General features: G+C 36.7%; 12 protein-coding genes. 10 read left to right on the top strand and 2 right to left on the bottom strand.

Going from position 1 to position 26,753, the window contains the following annotated elements:
- Window positions 1-6: 6 nt before the first annotated feature.
- Entirely contained in the window at window positions 7-1,308 is a 1,302-nt protein-coding gene (locus tag HOO91_16380; GenBank protein NOU19135.1) for an HlyC/CorC family transporter, read from the top strand.
- 578 nt (window positions 1,309-1,886) lie between these two features.
- Entirely contained in the window at window positions 1,887-2,783 is an 897-nt protein-coding gene (locus HOO91_16375) for a hypothetical protein (protein NOU19134.1), read from the top strand.
- Window positions 2,784-3,108: 325 nt separating this feature from the next.
- Here HOO91_16375 and HOO91_16370 read toward each other — a convergent pair whose 3' ends face one another.
- Entirely contained in the window at window positions 3,109-8,718 is a 5,610-nt protein-coding gene (locus tag HOO91_16370) for a hypothetical protein (protein ID NOU19133.1), read from the bottom strand.
- 312 nt (window positions 8,719-9,030) lie between these two features.
- Window positions 9,031-9,687: a DNA repair protein gene (locus tag HOO91_16365; protein NOU19132.1), complete on the bottom strand. Its 657-nt coding sequence runs from the start codon at window positions 9,685-9,687 to the stop codon at window positions 9,031-9,033.
- Between the two features lie 618 nt (window positions 9,688-10,305).
- On the opposite strand from HOO91_16365, the gene HOO91_16360 reads away from it, so the two are divergent.
- The 8 genes from HOO91_16360 to HOO91_16325 all read left to right on the top strand — a co-directional run bounded on the left by HOO91_16360 (window position 10,306) and on the right by HOO91_16325 (window position 26,622).
- Window positions 10,306-14,364, top strand: a complete 4,059-nt coding sequence (locus tag HOO91_16360; protein ID NOU19131.1) for a response regulator — start codon at window positions 10,306-10,308, stop codon at window positions 14,362-14,364.
- A gap of 473 nt (window positions 14,365-14,837) precedes the next feature.
- Complete coding sequence (locus HOO91_16355) at window positions 14,838-15,884, top strand: glycosidase (protein NOU19130.1); 1,047 nt, start codon at window positions 14,838-14,840, stop codon at window positions 15,882-15,884.
- 53 nt (window positions 15,885-15,937) lie between these two features.
- Entirely contained in the window at window positions 15,938-17,185 is a 1,248-nt protein-coding gene (locus HOO91_16350) for an MFS transporter (protein NOU19129.1), read from the top strand.
- A complete protein-coding gene (locus HOO91_16345; protein NOU19128.1) occupies window positions 17,182-18,900 on the top strand; it encodes a hypothetical protein in 1,719 nt (572 codons plus the stop codon). Before HOO91_16350 ends, HOO91_16345 begins: the two co-directional genes overlap by 4 nt.
- A 44-nt stretch (window positions 18,901-18,944) precedes the next feature.
- Window positions 18,945-22,037: a TonB-dependent receptor gene (locus tag HOO91_16340; protein NOU19127.1), complete on the top strand. Its 3,093-nt coding sequence runs from the start codon at window positions 18,945-18,947 to the stop codon at window positions 22,035-22,037.
- A 12-nt stretch (window positions 22,038-22,049) separates the two neighbouring features.
- Window positions 22,050-23,555 carry a RagB/SusD family nutrient uptake outer membrane protein gene (locus HOO91_16335; protein ID NOU19126.1) on the top strand — a complete coding sequence of 502 codons (1,506 nt, stop codon included), beginning with the start codon at window positions 22,050-22,052 and terminating at the stop codon, window positions 23,553-23,555.
- A gap of 55 nt (window positions 23,556-23,610) precedes the next feature.
- Entirely contained in the window at window positions 23,611-24,681 is a 1,071-nt protein-coding gene (locus tag HOO91_16330) for a LamG domain-containing protein (GenBank protein ID NOU19125.1), read from the top strand.
- A gap of 330 nt (window positions 24,682-25,011) precedes the next feature.
- Window positions 25,012-26,622, top strand: coding sequence for an alpha-glucosidase (locus HOO91_16325; GenBank protein ID NOU19124.1), 1,611 nt, complete (start codon window positions 25,012-25,014; stop codon window positions 26,620-26,622).
- The last annotated feature ends 131 nt before the right edge of the window (window positions 26,623-26,753 follow it).

Genomic DNA, 26,753 nt, shown 5'->3' with positions numbered 1-26,753 from the left:
TAAAAAATGTTACTAGATATTATTATTACCCTTTCATTAGTATTACTTAACGCATTTTTTGTTGCCGCAGAATTTGCTATCGTAAAAGTGAGATATTCCCAGATTCAGATAAAAGCAGAACAAGGTGATAAGGTTGCTAAAACATCTCAACACATTATCAAGCATCTGGATACCTACTTATCAGCAACACAGCTAGGAATAACACTTGCTAGTCTTGGCTTAGGTTGGATTGGCGAACCAATTGTTGCATCCATTTTAACGAAAATAATTTCCTTATTTGGACTTACCCTTACACCTGAAACGCTCCACGCCTTAGCGCTGCCAACGGCATTTATTTTAATCACCATGCTTCATATTATTTTTGGTGAGTTAGCTCCTAAATCAATTGCAATTCGTAAACCGGAATCTACAACACTATTTGTTGCATACCCTTTAACCCTTTTCTATAAAATATTCCAGCCATTTATTTGGTTGATGAATGCCATCTCAAATATGTTTCTTAAGCTAATTGGCATTCATCCTATTGGGGAGCATGATATTCATAGCACCGATGAACTTCAACTTCTTGTAAAACAAAGCAAGGAGGGTGGTGCGCTTGAGGAGGAAAACTATGAAATTATTAAGAATGCCTTTGATTTTACAGACCATACTGTTAAGCAAATTATGGTTCCAAGGCAGCAGATTTTTGGAATTGATATCGATACCCCAAAGAACGAGATTATTGATAAAATTCTTGAGTATGGGTATTCCCGAATCCCAATATATCAGGACTCTATTGATAATATAATTGGTATTGCTTACGCTAAAGATGTTCTTAAAGGACATTACCAGAACCCAGATTTTAATCTTAAGGATTTACTCCACCATACCTTCTATGTAATAGAAACCAAGCGGATAAGCGATATCCTTGCAGAGTTTCAAAAACGCCACCTGCATATAGCCATTGTGATTGATGAGTTTGGAGGAACCGAGGGTCTTATTACCCTTGAAGATATTCTTGAGGAACTTGTTGGTGAAATTCAGGACGAGGATGATGACGAAAGGCCTATTGTTGAGAAAAAGGATGAGCGAACCTTTATTATTCAATCAACTACGCCGCTTATCGATATCAACGATCATCTTCCACACCCTTTTTCTATTAGTGAAAACTACAATACTCTTTCGGGTTTAATGCTTTTCAACTTCAATCGTATTCCTAAACTAAATGATAAGATTACCCTTGAGGGTTATGAGTTAACCATTATAAAAATCCAACATAGGACTATTCAAGTGGTACAAGCGGTGGAGCAGAAAGAACCTGTTGCGTAGATTAATTTAAGCCACTATATAGAGTTTGTCCAAAACCTCCGCCAAAAGCGTCATTGCAAGCGTTTTTTGCGAAGCAACCGAGCTTGCGAGTTCGCTCATGTTGCAAGTAAGCACATGGATATCGAAAGTACACACATAGATATCAAAAGTAAACTCCTGAACTTGCAAGTAAACACATGGATGTCGAAAGTAGACACATGAATATCGAAAGTAAGCCCCTGAACTAAAAAGTAAGCACATGGATATCAAAAGTAAGCTCCTGAACTAGAAAGTAAGCACATGGATATCGAAAGTACACACATGGATATCAAAAGTAAGCTCCTGAACTAAAAAGTAAGCACATGGATATCGAAAGTACACACATGGATATCAAAAGTAAACTCCTGAACTAGAAAGTAAGTTCCTGAATGTTCAAGTAAGCGTGTGAATGTTGCAAGTAAACACCTGAATATAAAAAGTGAATACACGGATATAGCAAGTAAAAATGGAATTATAATTTTTTATGTGATTTAACCTGAAATTTTTATATTTGATGGCATTTTACTAAACCGTAATTTTTTAATTCAAAAACAGAACTTATGAATCATCACCAAATTGAGAAAAACGGAATGTATAAGAAGATGCTTATTTTCTTTGGCAATCCGCTTTACAGTGTTATATGGGCAACTTTTACCCGTTTAGCGAACGAAATAACCAACTTTATAACGCTCAATACCGAACTTTCGAGCTACATACAACAGCATCATGCCGATATAAAGGGGGTTACGCATACAAAGAACGATGCGTTTATGGCTATGGTAAACATTATCGTGAACAAAGCACAAAGAGCTTACGTTTGGGCTCTTGACACGGGCAATGGCAGGTTGGCGCAAGTTTTTGATGTCCCTAAATCGGCTTTTATGAACGTAGCAGAGGATGCCGCTTTTGCAAAGATTAAAAACGTGCGCGATGCGCTTAACGCAAACATCGCCTCCATGGCAAGCGTACAGCTCACCCCTGCTGATGTTACAGAGGTAAACGCCGCAATTACAGCATACCAGCATACCGTTGGCACTACTGGAGCAGCACAAGCGCATAAAACAGGCGGAACACAGGGGCTTGAAGAATTAATACACTCCATCGATAAAAGTTTAGACATTATAGATAACCTATTGTTGAGCTCATACTCAGCAACCCATGCCGATATGATAAAGGAGTACCTGTTGAACCGTAGCGTAGAAAAGCTGCCCACGCACCACAGCGGGATACAAGTACATGTTACTGATGCCACAACGGGAGCTGATTTAGAAGGGGCGGTGTTGGCGATAAACGGCAAAACAGCCACCTCCAATATTGATGGAATAGCCGAAATCATTAAAATACACCCAGAGGGTTATAATGCCAGCGTTTCGCTTACAGGCTATGCCCCCCAAAGCTTTAAGGTGACTATTGCGAGGGGAAAGGTTACGGAGCTGGAAGTGAAAATGGCGAAGTAGCGGGTTTCAGCCATATAATCCCGAAATAATTGAAGATGAATAGCCCCGCACGGACTAAATTCAAATACACAAAAATGGTATGTTTCAGATATCCAATCCCGAAGGGATTAAATGTGAATAGCCCCGCATGCAATGCGGGGAAAGGTATAAGATAAAAAACAACCATAACATGGTTGAATAATATGAGCATAATGAACCCTGCGAAAGCAGGGTTTTTTTATTGTTTGAGTATTTGTGCAGGCAATAGATGGACGGCGGCACAGCCAACCGCCCAACCCAATCATTTTTGGTTTTTTTTAGCCTCGGTTTAATGGGGGTAAACATATTAAACGCCCCAGTTCCCTTCATAATCTAATAAAGGAAAACCTTTTTTAGGGTACAATGAAAACAACATTATATGTTTTGAGGGTAATGAACCAACACGAAGCAATAAATTCCTTTCAGGCAATGTTTTAACTTTACAACTTTGTTTGTAATCTGATTTATCTTTTAAATTAAATAGCTTATCTATTAATTCAACATCTAGAACTAACTTAATGAATAAATCATAATGCGGTTTATGAATGTCCTTTTTACCCAACAAATATATTGCATCTTCGATTGCATCATTTTTAGATTCAAATTTAATATCAGCCTCAAGCTTAAATTCAGTTTTAAATAATTTTAAAAGATTATTTTTAAATGTTTCAGTAATAATTGGTGACAAAATAATAATCTTTTTAAACGCCTTTAAGTTAGTCCTAAAAGTATCTGACTCTTTATATTTATGGAATACAAAATACCTTTCTGATTCAGGCACTTTATTACCCCATTTCTCATTTATATTGTTGCTATTTATTGCAAAATCTCCATCATCTTTAAATGGAAAATTATAGTAATTAAAAGCTTTTTTAAGTTGCGTACCTGAAATAGAAATATCAGTAATAATGACTAAGGTCTTATTTTCATGACCTTCAGTTTCAAATAATATTTTTTTATATTTTTTAAAATCAATATATCTGTCCTTAAAGCCTATCTTTTTCATTAACCTATCTAAACCATTTTTATCTTCGCCTGAATTTTTAATTGAAAATAGTATAAAATCAGGATCATTAACATATTGATCAATTTTTGATTTTATAAAATCAATATCCTCTAATGTTGTTGGGTAGTGACAATCTAATATATTTAATATACAATTATAAAGCGATTCAAAATTCAAACCTTGTTGATTCATATAGCTCTCTAATTGACTCCCTTGAATACTTGCCTCATTAAAGTTACTTAACCATGTTACAATCCTTTCTTTAAAATTGGTTGTTGTAGAATAATGTATAGAAAGATTTTTTTCAATGTTAATAATCCTAGGAAAAATACTATAACATTTTTCTGCTCGCTCATAATATCCATTTTTAGGAAATAATTTCAATAAAATATTATCATTTTCGTTTTTAGCATTATTAAAAATATCATGTCGTTCTAAAATGCGTTGATAAGTATATGAAATCTCATTTTCCGGTATATAAATAAGCAATTTATTATCATATTTATATGTAAACACGTAGTCATTTTTAGATTTTAGTTCTAAATCCTCAAGAGTAAATATCTCAAAAGACGATGAGTAAGAATCATAGAGATAAATAGCTATAGAATCATCTAATTCTGTATTATTTATTTTAAGAATATACTTATCCGATTCATTTTTCCAATCACGCTTCTTTGTTATATCTATTGTTATTTTAGAAAACCATTTATGTTCAAAGCATATATCTGTTGAGTTCTCATTATGTAAACATAAAGAAGGAATGTATTCATCGAAAACATTTGAAATGAAATTGAATTCTGAAATTTCAACCTCTGATTGAAAAATATCAATAGAATTTTTAATTGTATTGAAAAAATCAAATAAATTTTTATCGGATGGAATCAATCTGTCATTTGCAGAAAAGAAAATATCAATATGAGCATTATCTTTAATGAAAAAAGAGAAATGTATACTTAGATAGTTTATCAATAAACTCTTTACTGGTTTGTTTTTCAATGAACGAATAGAATTATAAATAGTATGTGTCCAGTAATATTGAAATTGAAAAATGGTTTTAATGTTTTTGCCTTCTATAATCTTAGTAAACTCATCAATAAACTTAATTTTATCTTCATTACAGGTTATTAAAATTGAGGAACAAGGTATAAGCCTATCCTCTAATTTACTTAACCCAAAATTGAAAGCATTATTATCATCAACAATATTTATCTTTTTAATATTCTCAACATTGGCTAAAATACCTTTTAAATTAGACCAATAGCTATCAACTGAAAAATCTTGAGATAACCCTTCATTAGTAATAAGTTTAGGGAAATCAGAATAAAAAGGCACTAATGGTTTTGAATCAATAGAAAGGCAAGGATTATAAAAATAAGGCAAGTTTGCATTGAATAAAGAGCTGAATTCTTGATGATTTTTAATGATCTTTGACAATTTTATTATAACATCGAAAAAGTTCTCAGAAAACAATTCTGTATCTAATCGTGTTCCTGCATTTTCGTATTCAATTTCATTATTAGTGAAGCTATTTTGAATTGAGATATAACTGTATTTTGAATGCTGTAATTCCTTATTAATACTTTTAACAAATATATTATCTTGAGTATATAATACTATTAACCCATTTAATGCTATATTCTTTAAACATATATTATCATTTTGCGGATATAAATTGACATTTGGATTCTTAACCCACTTATAAAATAATGAAGTATTTTCAACGTATTGAGAAATATTCTTATTATAATCTTTAAATTTATTTACATGATCCTTAGCAAATAAAAAAACTATAAGCACATTTCGATATTGTTCTACAAAGTTATTTTGGCATTTTTTGGTTGTTAAGCTTGAACCAAATTTATCACTTAATATAAAGTTGTAACTTTCATTAGAGAAATCCTGAAATTCAAATTCTTGCAGCCTATTAATCCAATAAAATTCATAATCAGTCTTAGAAACTTTAATAATTATTGATTTACTAAGTAATAAATCCCAAGCAGGTCTAACATTATTTTGTTTAGTCGCTTCAAATAAGGTTAAAAAACATAAGCAATGATAATATAGAACTAGGATTTCCTCCGTATCTATAAAATCCGAGCTTGCTTCATTTGCCTTCCATTCGCTAAATCTTGTAAATGAATATTCAGAAAGCTTATTTAAAAATTCTATGGAGTATTCGTTTTCCTTAATAATCCGTTCTAATTCCTTAAGAAAAAGGTATTTATTTGTTAATTGTTCGAGTTTACGATGAATAGAATCCCAAAATTCAATGGAATATTTTAACCCAGGAATTTCTAAAGCCAAATTCATAATTTCTATTGGGTATTTAAGGTCTATGTCTATTTTATTTTTTAAAGTCAATGTTGCCAATAGTAATTTGTCAGCATCTGATAAATCAATTCGTGAGTATGTCTTATTTATTAGATTTTTTATTAATTCAATATTATTTGAATTACAATCCTTCGATAAAAGAATCGTGTTAAAATAATGAGTTAATGAGAGACCTTTTATATTATCAATACTATCTATTAAACTCCAAAATATACCTTTAAAATTGACAATCAAATCAGCATAAAATAAGAAATACAGAGTACCCCGTCCATCACTTGAATAAGGAAGAATTGCTGAAAGTTTTTTCCTTATAAAATCTAATCGTTTATCACCTTTGAATTGATAATAAAAAAAACGCAAGTTGTCTTTTAATCCAAATTTCGTATCATCGGTTAGCTTTTCAAGTTTTAAAAGAGCATCTTGAATCTCATTTTCTGATAAAACATTTTTATTCTTATTAACATAATTTATATCATATTTAGTATCATCCTTAAATTTATTGTACTCTTCTGAATCAGCATATTCTTTTACATTAATTACTTTAGTTTTTTCTGTATTGAATTCCAAATCATTTATAGCTATCCAATCTGAAATTCTCTCATAAAGAATACCTGCTCTCTCCTTAGTTTCAACAAAAATAAATATGTCATCAACAAATCTATGATAGTATTCTCTTCCTTGATTTTTAATTATAAAATTTTCGATTAAAATATCTAGACCACTTAAATATAATTCTGCTAAGTAACGAGCGTATACAGGTCCTTGAGGCAACCCCTTTTCTGAATTTCCTGTGGTTTTTATGCTTAAATTAATTAAATAATCAACTATTTGTTTATATTTAATTCCATCGTCTTCTGACAATTCAGCTAATTTCAAGCGTATACTTTCCGGGGCTTCTTCATTTAACTTGATTTTTAATCTTTTTAAGTTAATAGTATCATAAAATCGTTTAATGTCAATTTTAATCATGAAGTATTCAGAGTACTCCTCATTATATAGTACATTTTCAATTTTTTTCGTATACTTAATCCAATTTACAAACCAATTTTGAAATACATTACCTTGATAAAAACTTGGAACAAATTCATATCCATAAGAATTATTAGATATTTCAGAATAATAAATGGTATTTAATATAAATGTAAAAAATGTAGATATGAAATTATTATTGGTGTTCAAATTATATAAATCTCTAATCTTGCTTTTTTCATTTCTATGAAAAATATAGCTTTCATAATTAGCTAGGTTAATTCCTTTATAAACATTCTCGATTGATTTATTTATTTCATAAAAGCTTAAATGGTTATTTTTTTCTAAAAGAGGATATAAAGGAACTTCATCGTTTCTTAATGAATAATTATCGAGAGCAAATCTTATTTTTTCAAATAATTTATGATCTAAACTAGATATAGAATATTTAGGTTTGTCACTAAGTTCAACTCCCTGAATTAATTCAATCGGAGATATTACATTACATTCATTACATGTTTCACATTTGCCTAAATTCCTACAAGTTATAGGCTGATAATACTTCAAATTCTCTAAGTTTTTTCTAGTCTTTTCCTTATCAAATCCTTGTATGTTAGAAAATAACTCCATTAATAAGTTATTTCCAAAATCATTATCATTTGTAGTTTTAAGCTGAGTCAACAGACCAACCAATATACTTCGTTCTTTACCCCCTAAGCCCTTTTCGTAATTATATAGTATTTTCTCTAAATGTTCACATTTTCTTAAGGAAGACAAAATAACATCCAAACTAATATCAATTGACAAAAAAGAGTTTACCCTTTTTGTTTTAAGATAATTGTCTTTGAATCTATTAAAAACAGGATAATTGTCAAAAGCATCAAGAAAAGGTTGTATCTGATCAATACTAACTGTCTTATATTTATTTAAAATTTCAAATTGTTCATTTAAGAAATGCTCGTTAGGTACAGCAAGCCAATTTACTTCGTTAAAATCAAACGCATCTAGGTTCTTGAGAAAAAAAGATAGCTTACCGCTGCCTTTATTCTGGGACAGAGGCAACTTAACGCCAAAGCCAATTCCTTTAGATTTTGGCGAGACATTTGGTGTCTTCGGGAATTTATCAGCAACTATATTATCTTTTAGTTTTAAAACAGTGTTTTCATGTATATATTCAATTAGTTTGTATCCTATCTCTTTTGAAACTAATTTTTCGAAAATAATCCATATATGAAAACCTCTTCTGCCCGAAAACTCTAATAGATAAGGAATACTTATGGAGTCCAAAAAAGCACATGCTTCATCAGCTGATTCTTTTACAAGTTTAAGATTATCTTGATTAATAGAATTTTCAACTATTTCCTTTTTAACTATATCTAAATCTATACAAATCCACTTAATTAATGCATTATTTAAAACATGTAATTCTTGATATGTTAAAAGACTTTTTTGATTTCTTAACATATCATCAACAGTAACGGGAGTAATTTTACCTTTAATTAACTTATAACTTCCATCAACCTGCTGTCTCCCATATTTATTATCATCAACATAAAAAACATCAAATAATTTATTTGACATATTTATGTATATATCATCGCTATTAATCATATCGTAATATTCCTGTTAGAGTATTTCATATTTCAAAAATACTTAATTGTAAGGAAAGTGTGATGGTAAAGTTGCAGCTCTTTTGCAAATCTTTGATTTTAGCGTTGGCTCGTGTGGGCTTGCAAATGTGCTGCAATGTGCGTTGGCTATTGATTAGAAGCGGGTTTCTTTCTGTTTTTAACAAAGTTTAATTATCGTTCAAAGCAGTTTTAACCTTGCGGCTAACTCATTTATAAGTATATTTTACCATCCAATTTAGCATGTATTATATGATAAAATCACACAATATTTAATGTGTATTTCGGGTGAATTCTATTTTATCTTTTCTATCTCCTTTTTCGTTAAGCCCGTAAGCTTAATAATTAGCTCAACTGAAAGACCTTCTTTTAAACTGTTTTTGGCAATCTCAATCTTTTCTTCCTTTTTCCCCTCTAACTTCCCTTCTTTCTCTGCAACCCTTACCGCTTCCTCCCGAATCTTCCTCTCCTCGGCGCGGATACGCTCAATCAGCTCAAACGAGGGAACGTATTTGGTGCTTTTTTCCAGCTTTTCCATTAAACCTTTAGCCTCAAAGTTCAGGTAGGATTTGGTGGAGATAATTAGGTGGTCAAATACATTGATGTGGAGTATACGCCCTACCTGAATTAGGTTGTCGGTGAGGTCTAAATCTTTTGCGGAGGGTGTAAGGTTGCCGCTGGGGTGGTTATGTACTAGGATTACCTTTGTGCAGCCCTTCGTCACCGCAAAGCGGAATACGTTTATGGGCTCGGCATAGGTTCTTGTTTCGCAGCCCAAGCTAACCAGCTCAACGTATTGTATGCGGAGGCTCGGGGCAAGACCCATCACCCAGAAGTGCTCCTTATCGCGGTCTATTTTATCCTCACGCATGAGTATCTCCTTCATTACTTTGAAGGCATCATCGGGGGTTCGGATAATTATGCGCTGCTTGCGGGTGAGCGTTATGTTCATGGATCTGTTTTTTCCGTTGAGTGGAAACAAATGTAGGAAAATTTTGGATTGGGAGGATTATGAATATCGAACAAGGATCAACGAATGTAGATTTTAGAAGATTGTAATAAACAAGCTGATTCGGCAAATATCATAAATCGTTTATCCTTGTTCTTAAATCAAAATGACAGATCCTTCGCTGCGCTCAGGATGACAATGGGATCATATTGCAATTCATCATCATAAAGGAGAGGGGTTGGAGTTTCCAGAATACATTGTTTCTTGTCATGCTGAACGGAGTGAAGCATCTTAGTTGTTGTTTAGATTGGTAGATCCTTCGCTTCGCTCAGCATGACAAGGGAATCATATTACAATTCATCATTATAAACAATAGTTCGTTAGGGTTTTATTATTGATTTGTAACATTTTGTTTTTGTGCTATTTTGTGTTTTCGTGTTTTGATGGCAACTATTTTATAGTAGCCACAAAATCACCAAGTCACCAAAATACACCAAAAAGTTTACCGAACTATTGTATATACATACCACTTCTATTTATCTTTAAACCCTTGATTCGTATAATTCTCTGTTTTTTCTACTTTTACGAACTCATTGACTGATCTCTGATTCTGCGTGCAAAATGGCTGGAAAACTCGTTAATCTAGTACTCTTTTTATCAATATCGCTTTCGCTTAGCGCAGAGTACAGAACAAATGTACATTCCATTTCACGCCGCGATGGTTTATCGAACGGTGCGGTGAATACTATTGTTAAGGATGCAGAAGGGTATATTTGGTTTGGAACTTGGAACGGACTTAACCGATATGATGGTAGCAATATTGTAACTTTCCTGCCTGGCAGCAATCAAAATTCGATTCACAATCACGTTATTCGGGAGTTATACCCCACCGCATCAGGTTCTATTTGGATTCTCACCAATAAGGGTGTTGGGTTATACGATAATATACATGATCGATTCACCTCGTATTTTACAAAGGAATCGGAACAGATAAACTATGAAAACGATATTGCAATCTGCCATTCAAATAGCAATGGAGCATTAGTTTCGATTTTTGGGTACGGCATATTCAGATTTGATAGTATATCAAGACAATTCAGTAAAATTGTTTTTGACAAAACTTCGCAAACCATCTCTCTGGGCATTAAACGTATTCATGTGGTGGGGAATCAGGTATATTGTATTTCGGGAGATGGTAAATTGATTTTAATGTCAGGTAATCACCTCGAAGAGTTTCTGCAATTGCCTTTAACAGGAACATTGACATCATCAATTGCAATATTGATCGACCAGCATCCATATATTCTTATTACCCAGCGAGCAGGAACGGCTCTTATGGTTGACCTAGAGGTTAAGTCGGTTCAACAACTCAGGATTCCAGATGATATAATTACCTCGTTCTCTCTTTCACAGGATAAAAACAGGCTATGGACTGGTACTGAAAAGGGTAGAATTTATAGTTATAATCTATTAACCAATAGTTTTGATGTACTTAATATACTTTCAGATCAGTTCGCCCACAATACCATTGCCACCCGAATATTAAGTATCTATGAAACTGAAAACGATATTTTGTGGATTGGAACTGATGGGAATGGGGTTTATACTCTGAAACTCACAGAATTTCCGAATAAAAGCCTGTCGTCGAATCAATTGGCATACCCGATTGTCCGAAGTATTCTCGTAACCCGCAAACGAGATGTTCTGATAGGTACTAAAGGAGGAGGAATAGACGTTTTTGATGCCAATGGAAATCATATTCGGAGAATATCGGTCAAAGATGGTTTGAGCAACAATTCAGTGCTTTCGTTCCATGAGCACAGTGATGGTTCTATTTGGGTTGGCACCGATGGTAAAGGTGTTGATATTATTTCTCCTGATTATAAGACTATTAAAAACTTCCCTCGTGATTTTAGAATCCTAAACCCATTGAACTTTGCTTCGGTTTACCGCATACTTGAAAACAGCGATCATCAAATTTACCTCGGAACCAGCGGTTATGGGGTTATAATGATTGAACTGGATAAGAAAAATGGTTCATTGCCAATTGGCTGCGAGCAGCTAATTCTTGATAAAAGCATTACAACACAAGGACAACAAAAGCAGATAGTTTATTCTTTGGCTGAGGAAAAACCGGGGATGATTTGGATAGGAAGCAGGGGATTGGGAGTATATCGCTATAATACAATTACTAAGAGGTTAATTTCACAATATACAACACTAACTCACATTAGTGTTATTAGGAATGATGATATCCTTTCTTTGTTTGCCAATCCTAAAGGACTTATTTGGGTAGGGAGCAGTAATGGCATTTTCAATTTATTACCAATCTCTGACGATTCGGTAAAGGTGGCCGGATTAAATGTTCAGTCTGATCTATCTAATACAAGCATACATGCCATGCAGCGTGATAATCTTGGTAATTTATGGGTTACAACCAATCAGGGACTCTCATTAGTTGATAGCAGCGGAGGTAAAGTAAGGAGTTTCAACGTGAACGATGGCCTAATTAACGTTGAATATAGTGATGGTGCTTCGTTTTTCGATGTAAAAACAGACAGACTTTTTGTTGGTGGCACAATGGGTGTAGATATTATTCAAACAGATGAGATTAAATTTTCTTCCTACTTTCCTCCAATCGCAATTAATCAGCTTTTTATTAGAAACCAGCTGGTGGAAATAGGAGATCAAAGCGTACTTACTAGCCGAATTAACCGCCAGAAAAACTTGAAACTGAAATACGATCAGAATACAATTACGTTATATATTTCTCCTCTAACTTTTTGGGGACAGGAACGCCACAGAATATCTTACAGATTAAAAAACTTTGACAATGAATGGATTACCAATCCACGGAATCAGCCCATTAGTTTCTCCAATCTGGCATCGGGTAAATACTTGCTTCAGATACGTGTAAGTGATGAGAATGGAAACTGGTCGAAGAATATCCGGGAGATAGAAATAATCATTAAACCCCCATTTTGGAGAACATTGTGGGCAATTATCGGCTATTGCCTGCTGTTCATTGGTATCCAATTGTTAATTTTCACAGCCTATCGTAGGCGTGAAGCCAGAAAAAAGGAGGCGGTATTGCAGGAATTTCAGAAGAAAAAGGAAGCGGAGTTACAAAGTTATAAAATAGAGTTTTTTACTAACGTGGCTCATGAGTTTCGTACACCTCTTACCCTGATCACCTCGCATATTCACGCTTTGCTTGAGGATACACGCAGTACACTTGAAAATCCTCGTCTTTTAAAGGTTTACAACAACAGCCTTAAACTTCAGAAATTGGTACTCGAAATTATGCAGTTTAGAAAGTTGGAAAAGGGGAAAGAACCATTAAATATCCAATTGACTAAACCAGTTGAGCTTGTACAAGAGATAATTTCTGACTTTGAGTTGCTTTTGCAGCAAAAAAATATCACTTGTGAGATTCTTGCGCCCAACCCTGAAGTTGTCTTCAAAACGGATGCAGATAAGTTTCAGCGAATAGTTTCCAATTTGATATCGAATGCCATAAAATATAATATTCCAGGAGGATTTGTCAAAGTCAATATTAAATCCGAAAACTCATCGCTTATTGTTGAAATTACCGATACAGGAATTGGAATAAAGCCCGAATATTTTCAAAAGATTTTCGAACCTTTTGGTATATCTTCTGCAAAAAAGAAGGGAAGTTTTCCGGGATACCGATCAACGGGCTTGGGCCTTGCTGTTACAAAAGGGCTTGTTGAGTTGCTGAAGGGGATTATTAGCTTTGAAAGCATTCCCAACGAAGGATCAAAATTTATCTGTGTTTTTCACAATGTACATCAGCTTAGCCCAGAGGAGTTAATTAATGAACCAATTGATGAATCGAATGAAATAGGATTCATTGATGAAATGGGATCTGAAAACTTGGTAGAAAATCCATTAATATCTGCCGGAAAACCTTTGATACTTCTGGTTGATGATGATCCTGAAATTCTGTTATTGCTCAGAGATTTTCTTCGGGCAGACTATAACATCATTTTTGCTGTTAATGGCCTTGATGCTTACAGTAAAGTTTTATCCGATAAGCCAGATCTGATTGTTTCCGATATAATGATGCCCGAAATGGATGGCATTGAACTTTGCTGTAAACTACGCGAAAACTTTGATACAAGTCACCTGCCGTTGATTCTACTTACAGCCAAAGCTGAAATTGAGGACAGAATTGCTGGATTGAAAGCTGGAGCTGATTCATACATTCCTAAACCTTTTCACCCCGAGCATCTTAAAGTTCGTATCGAAAAACTCTTGCAATTGAGGGTTGGTATCAGAAACCACTTTGGTAAGCAGGACGGGAATCCTGCTTTGGTGAAGGATATCCCCGATCCATTTTTTCAGAAGATGCTCAGCTACATTGATGAGAATATCGATGATGAAACCCTTTCATCCGAGAAACTTTGTGATAAGCTGGCTATCAGTAAATCTTCTCTTTACAATAAAACCAAATCGGTGCTTGGAACAACACCCCATAATCTTATAAACCAACGCCGTTTGAGCAAAGCAGCCATGCTGCTTAAATCAACCTCAATGACGGTGAGCGAAATTATCAACCAAACAGGCTTTGCCAGCAGAACCCATTTCTATGAGCTGTTTGGTAAGGCTTATGATTGTTCCCCTTCAGATTACAGAAACAAATCGGCAGAAAATTAAACCTGTTATTGACATCAATAGCTCAGTAAACTTTTTGGTGTATTTTGGTGACTTGGTGGCTATTATAAAAATTTTGCCACCAAAACACGAAAACACAAAATATCACAAATCAATAATAAACGTCAACTCGATGTAGGCGTAACACATTGATCATAAGCCTAGTATTAGATTGTTGCTTTGTCATGCTGAACGAAGTGAAGCATCTCGTATTTAGACAATTAGATCCTTCGCTTCGCTCAGGATGACACCTTACATCGAACTGACATTAATAAGGTTTTAACGAACTATTGTGATATAAAATACCTCTTTGCCGAGATCAATCACATTGCTTTTTAAGGATTAAAGGAGTTTTAGCGTTTCCGACAGACTTTTTGAAACCCTTGTATTTTGTACTATACAGGACAAGATTGGGAACGGAGCGGACATGGTTTTATTCAATCGTCTGTAGATTTGCTACCCACAAAAAGAGTATTATGGATATTGGTAAACGATTCCCGCAAAACCCTCTTATTCGTCCTGCCGATCTGAAATCAGGTATTGAAGGTATGGAAATAGTTTGCCTGCTCAATCCAGGTGTTTTTCAATTTGATAGAAAAATATGGCTACTACTTCGAGTTGCTGAAAGGCCTAAACAGATTGATGGCAAAATCAGCTTCCCTGTATATAATAGTAAAGGTTCAATTGAAATTTTGAATTTCGATAAAAACGATCCCGATCTGGATGCCTCTGATCCCAGAATAATCAATTATAAGAAGAAGGATTACCTTACAACACTCTCTTACTTACGACTTGTTTGCAGTGATGATGGCATTCGTTTTTATGAACCCGAAGGCTATCCTCCTATTTTCGGGAAAGGGGAGTTGGAAACCTTTGGTATTGAAGATTGCCGTGTAGCTACTATGACCGATGGCTTTAGCCTTTCGTTTACCGAGGTATCCGAATTTGGGGTTGGAGTTGGTCTTATCAGAACTAAAGATTGGAAGAGCTTCGATCGTGAAGGGATGATTTTTCCACCTCACAATAAGGATTGTGCTATCTTCGAGGAAAAGATCAACGGGAAATATTATGCCCTTCACCGCCCTAGCAGCCCTGAACTGGGTGGAAACTATATATGGATAGCTGAATCTCTCGATCTTATCCACTGGGGTAAACATAAGTGCATTGCAACCTCTCGTCCAGACATGTGGGATTCAAAGCGTGTTGGATCAGGCGCAGCACCTATCAGAACTGAAAAAGGCTGGCTTGAAATTTATCACGGAGCCAATAGCGATCATCGCTATTGCTTAGGTGCTTTGCTACTTGACATTAATGATCCTTCAAAGGTACTTGCTCGGAGCATTGAACCAATTATGGAGCCTATTCAGACATACGAGCAAACTGGATTTTTCGGGAACGTGATATTTACCAATGGTCATATTGTGGATGGTGATAAAATTACTATTTACTACGGGGCTAGCGATGAGGTTATCTGCGGAGCAGAACTATCGATAAAACGAATTTTGGAAACATTGAAAGAATAACGTTAACAATATAAAGTTGAATCAAGTAATCAAATTTGATAACAAGCTATTTTATGAAGAATAAAGTTTTGGCTGAGTTCCGTTTTTTTGCCTCTATGCCCCGTGATATGCGCCTTGTGCTTATTACCAATATGATTTATGCATTTGTACTGCCCATTATTGACATTTTTGTGGGAGCCTACATTATGCGTAGCTCCAATAACCCATCCATGGTTGCGGTTTACCAGCTGTGTGTTTACACAGGGATTCCCTTTACATTCCTACTGAATGGATTTTTGCTGAATAAGATAAAGGTATCGCGCCTATACAGCTTTGGAATGCTACTAAGCGGTGTTTCTATGATTTTCATGATGACGCTCAGCAATATAAACATGGTAGGAGTATCCATATCAGGATTTATTATGGGTGCTTCATTTGGTTTTTTCTGGGCTAATCGCGATTTCTTGGCTCTTGATACCACAAACGATACGAACAGAAACTACTATTACGGTGTTGAGACATTCTTCTACACCTTAACATTTATTATAGTACCTGCCGTTGTTGGCTGGTTTTTGATTCAAAGCACTACTCTGGGTTGGTTTGGCGGCAACATTCAGGGAGCCTATAAGATTGTAACGGCGATAGTGCTTCTGCTCACTATTCTGGCTAGTATTGTAATTCATCAGCATAGATTTAGGAATCCCGCACAGAAGAAGTTTCTTTACTTGCGTTTCGACCCGTTATGGAGAAAAATGCTAGGGCTTGCTTCCTTAAAGGGGATGGTTCAAGGTTATTTAGTAACCGCACCAGCAATTCTAATCATGACTCTAGTTGGTAATGAGGCTACGCTGGGAACTATTCAAAGTGTTAGCGGGATACTAACTGCTTTCATCCTTTATTTTCTGGGAAGGACAACAAAACCAAAACATCGGATCTACATTTTTGCCGCTGGTATGACCATTTTTCTTATAGGTGCTCTTACCAATCAGATACTGTTCTCTGCCATTGGGGTTATTGTTTTTGTATTGTGTAAAGTCTTATTTATGCCATTACACGATATTGCCTACTTCCCCATTCAAATGCAGGTAATCGATATCCTGTCGGTAAAGGAGAACCGTAGCAAATACGCATACATCTTCAACCATGAGTTTGGACTTTACTTAGGTCGATTCTTTGGTCTTGTCCTATTCATTGGCTTAGCTTTCTATGTTTCTAAAGATTTTGCCCTAAGGTATTCGCTTGTGATTGTTGCGATTATCCAGATGCTCTCTATCCCGCTTGCAAAAAACATAATGAAACATTCTTATTCTGAGGATAAATGAAAAGAAGTTTTTTCATAATAGTTATATCACTGATTTCTGGATTATACGCCTGCAATCCGCAGAATGGTGGACAAGTGGTTCAAACATCCTTGCCACGCATTAATCAGATGCCAGACGTACCACAACCATTAAAAATCATCGACTGGAGGAAAAAAACAATGCAGTTCGACAGTCTTGTTTTTAACTTTAATAATCAAACTTCTTATGGCTCGCTTATCTGGCTCGATAGTTCCAAGCGAAATATCGATCAGGTTACATTCGGGCTTTACACAGTAATTGGTGATGTACGCCAAGGATCAAAGAAAAACAATGGCGAATTTCATGAAGCGCTTACATCGCTTAACTCACTTGTGAGTGCAGGGTTGATGGGAATAGATAAAACCAACCAGAACGGTTTTAACTATGTAAAGATGGTGCAGAACTATTTTAACAGCGACACTAAGTGGAATATCGTAATGAATAATACGAATCCAACAGTGGCTATGGCTGGAGGCGGCTACGGTCGCGACTGGTGGTACGATGTTTACCCCAATGTATTGTATTACGGAGTTGCTGCCCTTTTTCCTGATGTAAAAAACACTGAACACATCCAACGCACGGTTGCAGAACAATTCTGCAAAGCAGACTCTGTACTGAACGGGAACTATGATTATTCCTATTTTGATTACTCCCAAATGAAAGGCATACAAAATAATATCCCCTTTCAACAGGACGCTGCAGGTGGACACGCGTGGGTGTTGTATTCGGCTTATCAGAAATTTGGCGATAAACGTTACCTCAATCATGCTAAAAGCGCAACAGAGGCTTTATTGAGCCAGAAAGAAAGTCGCTTTTACGAAATGCTGCTCCCGTTCGGAACGTACACTGCTGCCAGATTAAATGCTGAACAGGGAACCAATTACGATATAACCAAAATGCTAAACTGGATGTTTGATGGCTGCCAATCCAAAGACGGTCGCTACGGTTGGGGTGTGATTGCCGAAAAATGGGGCGATTACGATGTTTATGGATTACAAGGAAGCATTACCGATGGTGGTGGATATGCATTTTTAATGAACTCAATAGCTATGGCTTGGCCTTTAGTTCCATTGGTAAAATATGAACCACAGTATGCCAAAGCGATTGGAAAATATATGTTGAATGCGGTAAACGCATCACGCTTATTCTATCCGGATCAGGTTGACGCTACGCATCAATGGCTACCTGAATTGAAAAACTTGACCCATGGAGTTATTGGCTATGAGGGCATCCGTAAGGTTGATGATTACAATAAACCAGCACTGAAAGGAGTCTCACCCGTTTCTATTGGCGATGGGCCAAAATGGGTAATTGGACAGCCTAAAGAATCTATGTTTAGCCTTTACAGCACTTCTATTGTTGGGGTATTTGGAGCAATTGTCAACAAGACAGAGGTTGAGGGAATTCTAGCCCTCGATTGCAATATAACTGATTTCTATGCAGAAAGGAAATACCCGGTTTATCTGTACTATAATCCATATACCGAAGACAAAACCGTAACCTACACTTCGAATAGCAATGTTGACCTGTTTGATATAATCACAAAAAAATACTTAACTAAAGGGGGTAATGGTTGTGTTGGCATTAAGTTGTTAGCTGGCGAAGCCGCACTAGTTGTGGTTCTTCCCGCTGGAACGCCTCTTAGTACTCAAGGATCAAAAATTAAAGCCAACGATGTGGTAATTGCATATAAATAACCTGAAAAGAAGCAGAGTTGTAAAATCATTCAATAGTATATAAAATGAAGAAACTTGGAATACTTGTGATGATAATTTCTTTAGCCGGATCGCTTTTTGCGCAGCGTTCGGTTGAAGGGTTGATTACGGATGCCAAATCTGGCGAAGCCCTTATTGGCGTTACGGTTCTGATTAAAGGAACAGCTATAGGAGCCATTACAGATGTCAACGGTAAATATCGTTTAGTATCGGATCAATTGGTTGCCTCATCAGTAATTGTATACTCATATATTGGATATACAAAGGTGGAGGAGGTTTGTGGAGAACGTACGGTGATTGATATTGCTCTTAACCCCGATCAATATGCACTTGATGAAATGGTGGTGATTGGATACGGGACTGCCAGGAGGCGCAATGTATTAGGAGCCGTTACCAAAGTTGATAGCAAAGAACTCACACGATTGCCAGTGGCTGGGGTTGCTCAGGCTTTACAAGGTCTTGCGGCAGGTGTTCAGGTAACACAAAACACTGGTGCTCCAGGCGAAGGAGTCTCGGTTCGCATCCGTGGTGCAGGTTCTATCAATTCAAGTAACGACCCACTCTATATCGTTGATGGAATGCCAACAACTGATGCTCTTAAAATCCTTTCACCTGGGGATATTGAAAACATCTCGGTTCTTAAAGATGCCTCGGCAGCGGCAATTTATGGTTCACGCGCCAATAATGGGGTTGTGCTTATTACCACCAAAAAAGGAATAAAAGGTAAAACCAAAATTACCTATCGCGGACAGACTGGATTTCAGAAAGCAACCCGGCTAACCAAAATGGTAAACACAAACGATTATATCACCATATATAACGAAGCAGCCACCAACGACAATGCCTTTCTCCCTGTAGGTCTACAACGTAGCCTTATTATGCCCAGTGACGCAGTGGATTTTGCCAATGTGAACTATCTAAAAGAATTATTCCAAACAGCACCTGTAAATTCCCACGAACTCTCCTTTTCTGGTGGAAATGAATCGACCAATTACATGATTTCCACATCGCTATATAACCAAAAGGGTATTATACAGGGTACTGATTACACTCGTGGAACAGTTAAACTTGATGTGAACACGGAAGCGAATAAATGGCTTACTACGGGAGTGAGTATGCTAACAGGATTCTCAAGTAACGATATCATTGGAAGTTCAGGGGACGGTTACCTTGGTAATGGTGGAAGTGTGGTAAGGTATGCTTTCTTCCGTAATCCAGCTATTCCTATAAAGTTTGCTAATGGAACTTATGTAGACAAACCGTCTGGGTATTTCGGAAGCCAGATTTATGATTCATTCCTCGGCGATGGTTACAATCCCATAGGTATGACCCATTATAACGAAAACAACCGCAAAGACGACAGCTATTTGGGCAAGGCCTATTTCACCGCCAAAATAACAGATAAGTTAAAATTCACTACCAATCTCGGTATGGATTATCGTAATTCTAACACACGCCGTTTCAACCCAACATGGGGAACCATGAACCGAATTAATGGAGTGAACAGCCTGAGTATTGGCAATGAACGCACAGCCAACTGGACTGTGAATAATCTGCTTAATTACGAAACCACGTTTAGGGAATCACATACCCTTTCGATTATGTTAGGATTTGAGGCTATTAAAAATAGCGGGAAAGGCATTTATGCCAGCGATTCCGATTTCCCTATCCAACAGAAGGAACTTATCTATATTGGTAATGGGGTTGGAAATAAGATTAGTAATCAAACTGATTGGGCCTCAACACTGGCATCGTTTTTTGGTAGAGTTAACTATGATTTCAAAGGAAAATATTATCTATCTGGCACTCTACGCCGTGATGGATCTTCTCGTTTTACTGGGAATAACAAGTGGGGAACCTTCTATTCCCTTTCTGCTGGTTGGTCGCTGAATCAGGAAGCCTTCCTTAAGGATGTTATGTGGCTTAAGAATCTTAAACTTCGTGCTGGTTATGGAGCAATTGGAAATCAGGAGATAGGACTTTATGCGGACAAAGACAGGATCTCCCCATATTTCAACTATCCGTTTGGCGGAGTGTCCAGCGGTGGTTATGCGCAAACTGCTTTAGGAAATAAAAACCTAAAATGGGAAACCAGCTATCAATATAATGCTGGAGTGGATGCTGAACTATGGAAAGGTGCATTTGCATTCTCATTAGACTATTTTTATAAAGTTACAGAAGGGATGTTGGTAAAAGCACCCATTCCCCCATCAGCAGGTTATGCAAATGCTGCATGGATCAATAGCGGATCGGTATTGAATACAGGGGTTGAACTTGAAGCTAGTTATCATCATAAAATCAGCGAATGGAGTTACTCAATTACGGGTAATCTGACCTTCCTACACAACGAGGTTCTCAAGTTGGATGCACCTCTCTACGGAGGAAGAATTGAGTCAGGTATAGATGCAACGAGAACAGAAGTGGGTTATCCCATCGGTTCATTCTACTTGCTCGAAATGGATGGCATATTCCAGAATGCTACTGATATTCTACTCTCTGCTTATCAGGGAAATAACATTAAACCAGGCGATGTTAAATTCAAAGATAATTATAAAGATGGGCGTATCGATGATAAAGATAGGGTACATCTAGGTAGTGCCATTCCAAAAATGATTGCAGGAATTAACCTAGCATCTAACTATAAAAACTTCGATTTAAGCGTGTTCTTCCAAGGTGCGTACGGCAACAAAATCTATGTACAGATAAATCAGGATATTGAAGGATTTTACCGTGGTTTTACCGTTACACAACGCTATTTCGATGAACGATGGACAGGAGAGGGTACATCAAACACCCAACCCAGGGCATCATGGACATCCAAATCGAACAATGCGACACCTTCGTCACGTTTTCTTGAAGATGGTTCATATTTGAGATTGAAAAACCTTCAGTTTGGTTACACTATTCCAGAGAAAACGCTAAAGATTATCGGTTTATCAAAGGCAAGGGTCTACGCATCTGCCACCAATCTGTTTACACTAACCAAGTATTCTGGTCTTGACCCAGAGATGACCGTAAGCGACAACGCAAAAAACGAAGGTGATATCGCAGCAGGTATCGATTGGGGAACCTATCCTTCGGCAATTACTATAATGTTTGGAGTCGACATCACTTTTTAATTATAACGGGCTATGAAAATAAAAATTAAAAATATATCCGCTGCCTTTAGGCAATTAGTGATTGCAAAGGTTATCCTACTGTTTGTTTTTTCCATGATTATCATGAGTTCTTGTAAAGATTTTTTAACAGAAGACTTAAAAGGTGAATTCTCTTCAGAAACCTATTACCAGAATGACAAACAGGCCATACAGGCGGGGAATGGTGTATATAATGCCATATCTTTCAGTAGTTCAAACAATGCTCTATGGGTATTTGGAGATGTTGCTTCCGATGATGCTGTAAAAGGCGGCAATCCTGGCGATCAAGCTGAAATTACTTATATAGATGCGTTTACTGCCAATGCTAGCAATGGGATTATCCTCAATTACTGGAAATTTACCTACGAAGCTATTGCCCGTGCCAACAATGTAATAGCCAATGTTCCAGCAGTACCTATGGATGAGATAACGAAGAATCGCATTATCGGAGAAGCTAAGTTTATTAGGGCATACAGTTATTTTAATCTTGTAAATATTTTTGGAAAAGTTCCCCTTAAACTTCTTCCTCCTATTAGCCAAAGTGCTATAAATGTGCCACTAAGCGAAGTATCTGATATTTATATGCAGATTGAGAAAGACCTCTCTGAAGCAGTCGCTGTTTTACCTGTTTCTTATGGTTCAGCGGATATTGGTAGGGTAACACAAGGTGCTGCTTTGGCAATGTTAGGAAAGGTTAGTCTATACCAACAAAAATGGTCGGTTGTAATTGGATACTTTCAACAGGTTGAAGCCCTAGGAATTTACCACCTATTACCAAACTATGCTAATAACTTCAAGTTGGCATTCGAAAACAGCAGTGAATCCATTTTCGAGATTCAACACCTATCAGGCAAGAATCCATTTACCGGATGTGGATTGAATCAATGGTTTGCTCCTGCATCGGAAGGTGGGTATTATTTTAATGCTCCCACTCAAAGTTTAGTTGATGCCTTTGAAAAAAGCATAACTACTGAAGTTGATCCTCGCCTTGATGCCTCAATTGGTCGTGATGGACAGACTTGGCTTAACGGAGAAATTTTTAGTGCCACATGGTCTCCCACTGGATACCTTACTAAAAAGCACCAACAGCCGCTTTCCGAGGTTTCTTCATCTCTCAAAGGCGATGGCGGTCTCAATTACATTTATCTACGTTATGCCGATGTTCTGCTTATGAAAGCAGAGGCCTTTAACGAATTAAGCAATGCCGATTCTGCAAAAGCAAACATCAATATAGTGAGACATCGTGCCCGTGCTAGTTTCAACGGAACACCACCTGCCGACCTTCTTGCTGATATCACTACCTCCAATCAGGATTTACTTAGAACAGCTATTCAAAAAGAACGCAGGGTTGAACTGGCTCAGGAATTTCACCGCTATTTCGACTTGATGCGCTGGGGCAAAACCGTTGCTGAATCGGTGTTAGGAACTGATTTCCACTACGAAACCAAGAGGTATTTTCCAATTCCACAGGCGGAAGTAGATGCAAATCAGGCTATATAAACCCTTTAGATCAAATAAATCATTTCACCTAAATCAATCACTAATTAAAAACACTATGAAAATGACAAATCTGATGAAACTTCACACCCTGCTGCTTATGCTGGTTGTAAGTTCTGCAATGATCCTAGGATCGTGCAAAAAAGATGACGAAATCGTTGAAGGTAACAAGACTGCCCTTACAACATTAATTGCAACGGCTGATGCACTTGCTGCTGCCGCACTTCCTGCTAATTACCCACAGGCAGATATCGACGCTTTTAAAGCTACTTTGGCAACAATTAAAGCTGCTGCGGCTACTAAGCTTACCCAGGTTCAAATAGATAACCTAGTAGTTCAGCTAACCGAAGCCATGGCTACTTTTAACTCTAAGGCATACGGTTATATTGATGAGAGTTTATACCTAAATGCTGGTTGGCATTTTGACGAAGGAACCGGGACTACCGCCACCGCCTTCTCTACTGTTAAACATGTTGGAACTTTTAAAGCAGGAAATACAGTTATTCTCGGCAATGACTCAAAATTACCCACATGGACTACAGGCGTAAAGGGCGGAGGTGCTATCTATTATTCTGGAGGAGGACATCTTGAAGTTCCTTATACAACAGCATTCCTACCAGCTAATTTATCCATCTCGGTTTGGGTTAAACCTGATGTATTGCGTGCAGACAACTATATCGTTTCACAAAACTACTGGACTGGATATAAACTACAAACTCAGGACGGAGGAAAACCATTCTTTACTTACAAAAAGGTAGATGGAGGTATTGTTGATGCCGATAATGAAACGGATAACTGTATTAAAGTTGCTTTGTGGAATCATATTGTTGTCACATTAAACGGAACAACAAAGGAACTGAAATTCTTCGTTAATGGGACACTCACAAAAACTTGGACAGAATCCAACAAAAGCATTGGACCACTCTTACAAACTCTTACGCCCGCTCCTCAGCCATTTATTATTGGTGGTGTGGCAACAGATGCAGAACTTGCAGCCAATTTCATGGATTGGACAACGGCTACAAACCTTGGCTATTTCAAGGGTGTCATTGATGAGCTAAAAATCTATAACATCGCATTGGCTGATGGTCAGGTTTCGAAACTTTACAACGATGAAAAGCCTTTATAGGTTAGTTTGGTTTAATAATTGATGTTAAGTTCAGGGAAAGGCTTATATTTCTGCATTGAGGTTAGCAGGAACGTAAGCCTTCTTTTTTTAAAATAACGTGAACTCGATATAAGAAGTCACATTAACAATATAATAAACAATTATTTACAAATGGATTATTTTTGGATGGAATGGTGGAAAAGTGGAATATTGGGAAACAAGAGGTTAGATTCTTGCTTATATCCTCCAGTTTTCCAATATTCCAGTTTTCCATTGTTTCAAAAAAAGAAACTGGCTGACATATAGGTTAACACATTGTTTCTTACATCATATTCATCAACAACATTTATCATGATTCGCAATATCCTTAAATACCTGCTTATCCTCATCACCTTAGTTGTTACAGCCCAAGCAGGGCAAGCGCAATGGTGGAAGGAATCAGTCTTTTATCAGATTTATATGCCCTCCTTTCAGGATAGCAATGGTAATGGGTACAGCGATTTTACTGGGATGACTGCTCGGTTAGATTATCTACAATCCCTTGGTATAAAAGGCATCTGGCTTACACCTTTCCTTAAATCGCCCAAAGTTGATAATGGCTATGATGTAGCCAGCTATTACGAGATTGATCCTATTTACGGCAATCTTGAGGAATTCAAAACATTTCTTGCCGAAGCACACAGGAGAGGAATCAAGGTAATTATGGATATGGTGGTCAACCATACATCAACTGAATGTATGTGGTTTCAGGAATCACGGAAATCAAAGGATAATCCCTTTCGTGATTATTATATCTGGAAAGATAAACCCAATAACTGGGAATCCTTTTTCGGTGGAGGAGCTTGGAGGCTCGACTCACTCACCAATCAGTACTATCTACATAAATTTGACATTCGCATGGCAGATCTTAACTGGTCGAACCCTGCGGTGGTAAAAGAAATTCAGAAAGTGCTGCGTTACTGGCTCGATTTGGGTATCGATGGTTTTAGGTTTGATGTTATCAACTTTCTGAACACCGATGATATCATGACCGATAATCCTATCAAGGACGGTAAACAGCAACATCTATATAATATTAATCAACCCAACATAAAAAAAGCCATAACCATTATCAAATCCATTGTTAATGAATATAAAGATCGATTTACTGTAGGCGAGATTGGGAGCGATAAAATTGAGATACTCAAGCAATACCAATCGCCACAGCTGATGGATGTGGTCTTTAATTTTAATTTTGGTAGTATTCCCAATTTTTCGGTAAAACGACTTTTCACCGAATTGCAAAGCATGGAAAATAGCATGAGCGATTATCCAACCCTGTTTTTCGGGAGTCATGATAATCCACGTCTTCTGAATCGTTTGGCAGATGGAAATATTGAAAGGGCTAAAGCCCTCGCTGCTCTTATGCTTACTGCCGAAGGAGTTCCATTTATTTATTACGGAGAGGAGATTGGGATGCAAAACATCACAGCCACAACTTATGATGAGATAGTAGATATTCAGGGCAAGACATTTTACCAACTTGCCCTTGATGCAGGTAAAACGCCCGAGCAAGCACTTGCATGGGGGAATGATCATAACCGAGACAAATCGCGTAGCCCAATGCAATGGGACAACAGCAGCAATGCTGGTTTTACAACGGGTAAACCTTGGATAAAACTAAATGAGAACTATAAAGATGTAAATGTTCAGCAGTGTTTAAAGCAGGAAAAATCAATACTGAATACCTACAAAGCCTTGCTTTATCTAAGGAGCAGTGAAAAAACCCTTCAATTCGGGAGCTATGAAACACTGGAACAGCATGAAGATGTTATACTCTTTACCCGCTCATATAAAGGCGATAAAATCTCAGTTATCATAAACTTTGGCAAAGAGATGAAAGTTGAATTGCCCGTAGGTGCAACAGTGCTGATGGGCAATATTGAACTAGAAACCAATGGTTTCTTGATTTACAAGCACTAGCCCTTGCTTGGAGAAGTGTACCTTTTGTGCATATATAAACGAGTTTCAGCAGATAAAAAAGCACGTGCATTTAATTTAATAATTGCACGTGTAAAGTTTGTTTTGTATATTTGCAGAGTTTAGATTATTTA

Source organism: Bacteroidales bacterium (genome assembly GCA_013141385.1).
Classification (GTDB): Bacteria; Bacteroidota; Bacteroidia; order Bacteroidales; family Tenuifilaceae; genus UBA8529.
Note: the sequence above shows the minus strand (reverse complement) of the source record. Positions and strands in the feature narration are given on the sequence as shown.

Coding starts and splice junctions, on each gene's coding strand:
- HOO91_16365 (NOU19132.1), bottom strand. CDS start 9,687: ATGAACATAACGCTCACCCGCAAGCAGCGCATAATTATCCGAACCCCC.
- HOO91_16330 (NOU19125.1), top strand. CDS start 23,611: ATGAAAATGACAAATCTGATGAAACTTCACACCCTGCTGCTTATGCTG.
- HOO91_16345 (NOU19128.1), top strand. CDS start 17,182: ATGAAAAGAAGTTTTTTCATAATAGTTATATCACTGATTTCTGGATTA.
- HOO91_16360 (NOU19131.1), top strand. CDS start 10,306: ATGGCTGGAAAACTCGTTAATCTAGTACTCTTTTTATCAATATCGCTT.
- HOO91_16375 (NOU19134.1), top strand. CDS start 1,887: ATGAATCATCACCAAATTGAGAAAAACGGAATGTATAAGAAGATGCTT.
- HOO91_16325 (NOU19124.1), top strand. CDS start 25,012: ATGATTCGCAATATCCTTAAATACCTGCTTATCCTCATCACCTTAGTT.
- HOO91_16380 (NOU19135.1), top strand. CDS start 7: ATGTTACTAGATATTATTATTACCCTTTCATTAGTATTACTTAACGCA.
- HOO91_16370 (NOU19133.1), bottom strand. CDS start 8,718: ATGATTAATAGCGATGATATATACATAAATATGTCAAATAAATTATTT.
- HOO91_16350 (NOU19129.1), top strand. CDS start 15,938: ATGAAGAATAAAGTTTTGGCTGAGTTCCGTTTTTTTGCCTCTATGCCC.
- HOO91_16355 (NOU19130.1), top strand. CDS start 14,838: ATGGATATTGGTAAACGATTCCCGCAAAACCCTCTTATTCGTCCTGCC.
- HOO91_16335 (NOU19126.1), top strand. CDS start 22,050: ATGAAAATAAAAATTAAAAATATATCCGCTGCCTTTAGGCAATTAGTG.
- HOO91_16340 (NOU19127.1), top strand. CDS start 18,945: ATGAAGAAACTTGGAATACTTGTGATGATAATTTCTTTAGCCGGATCG.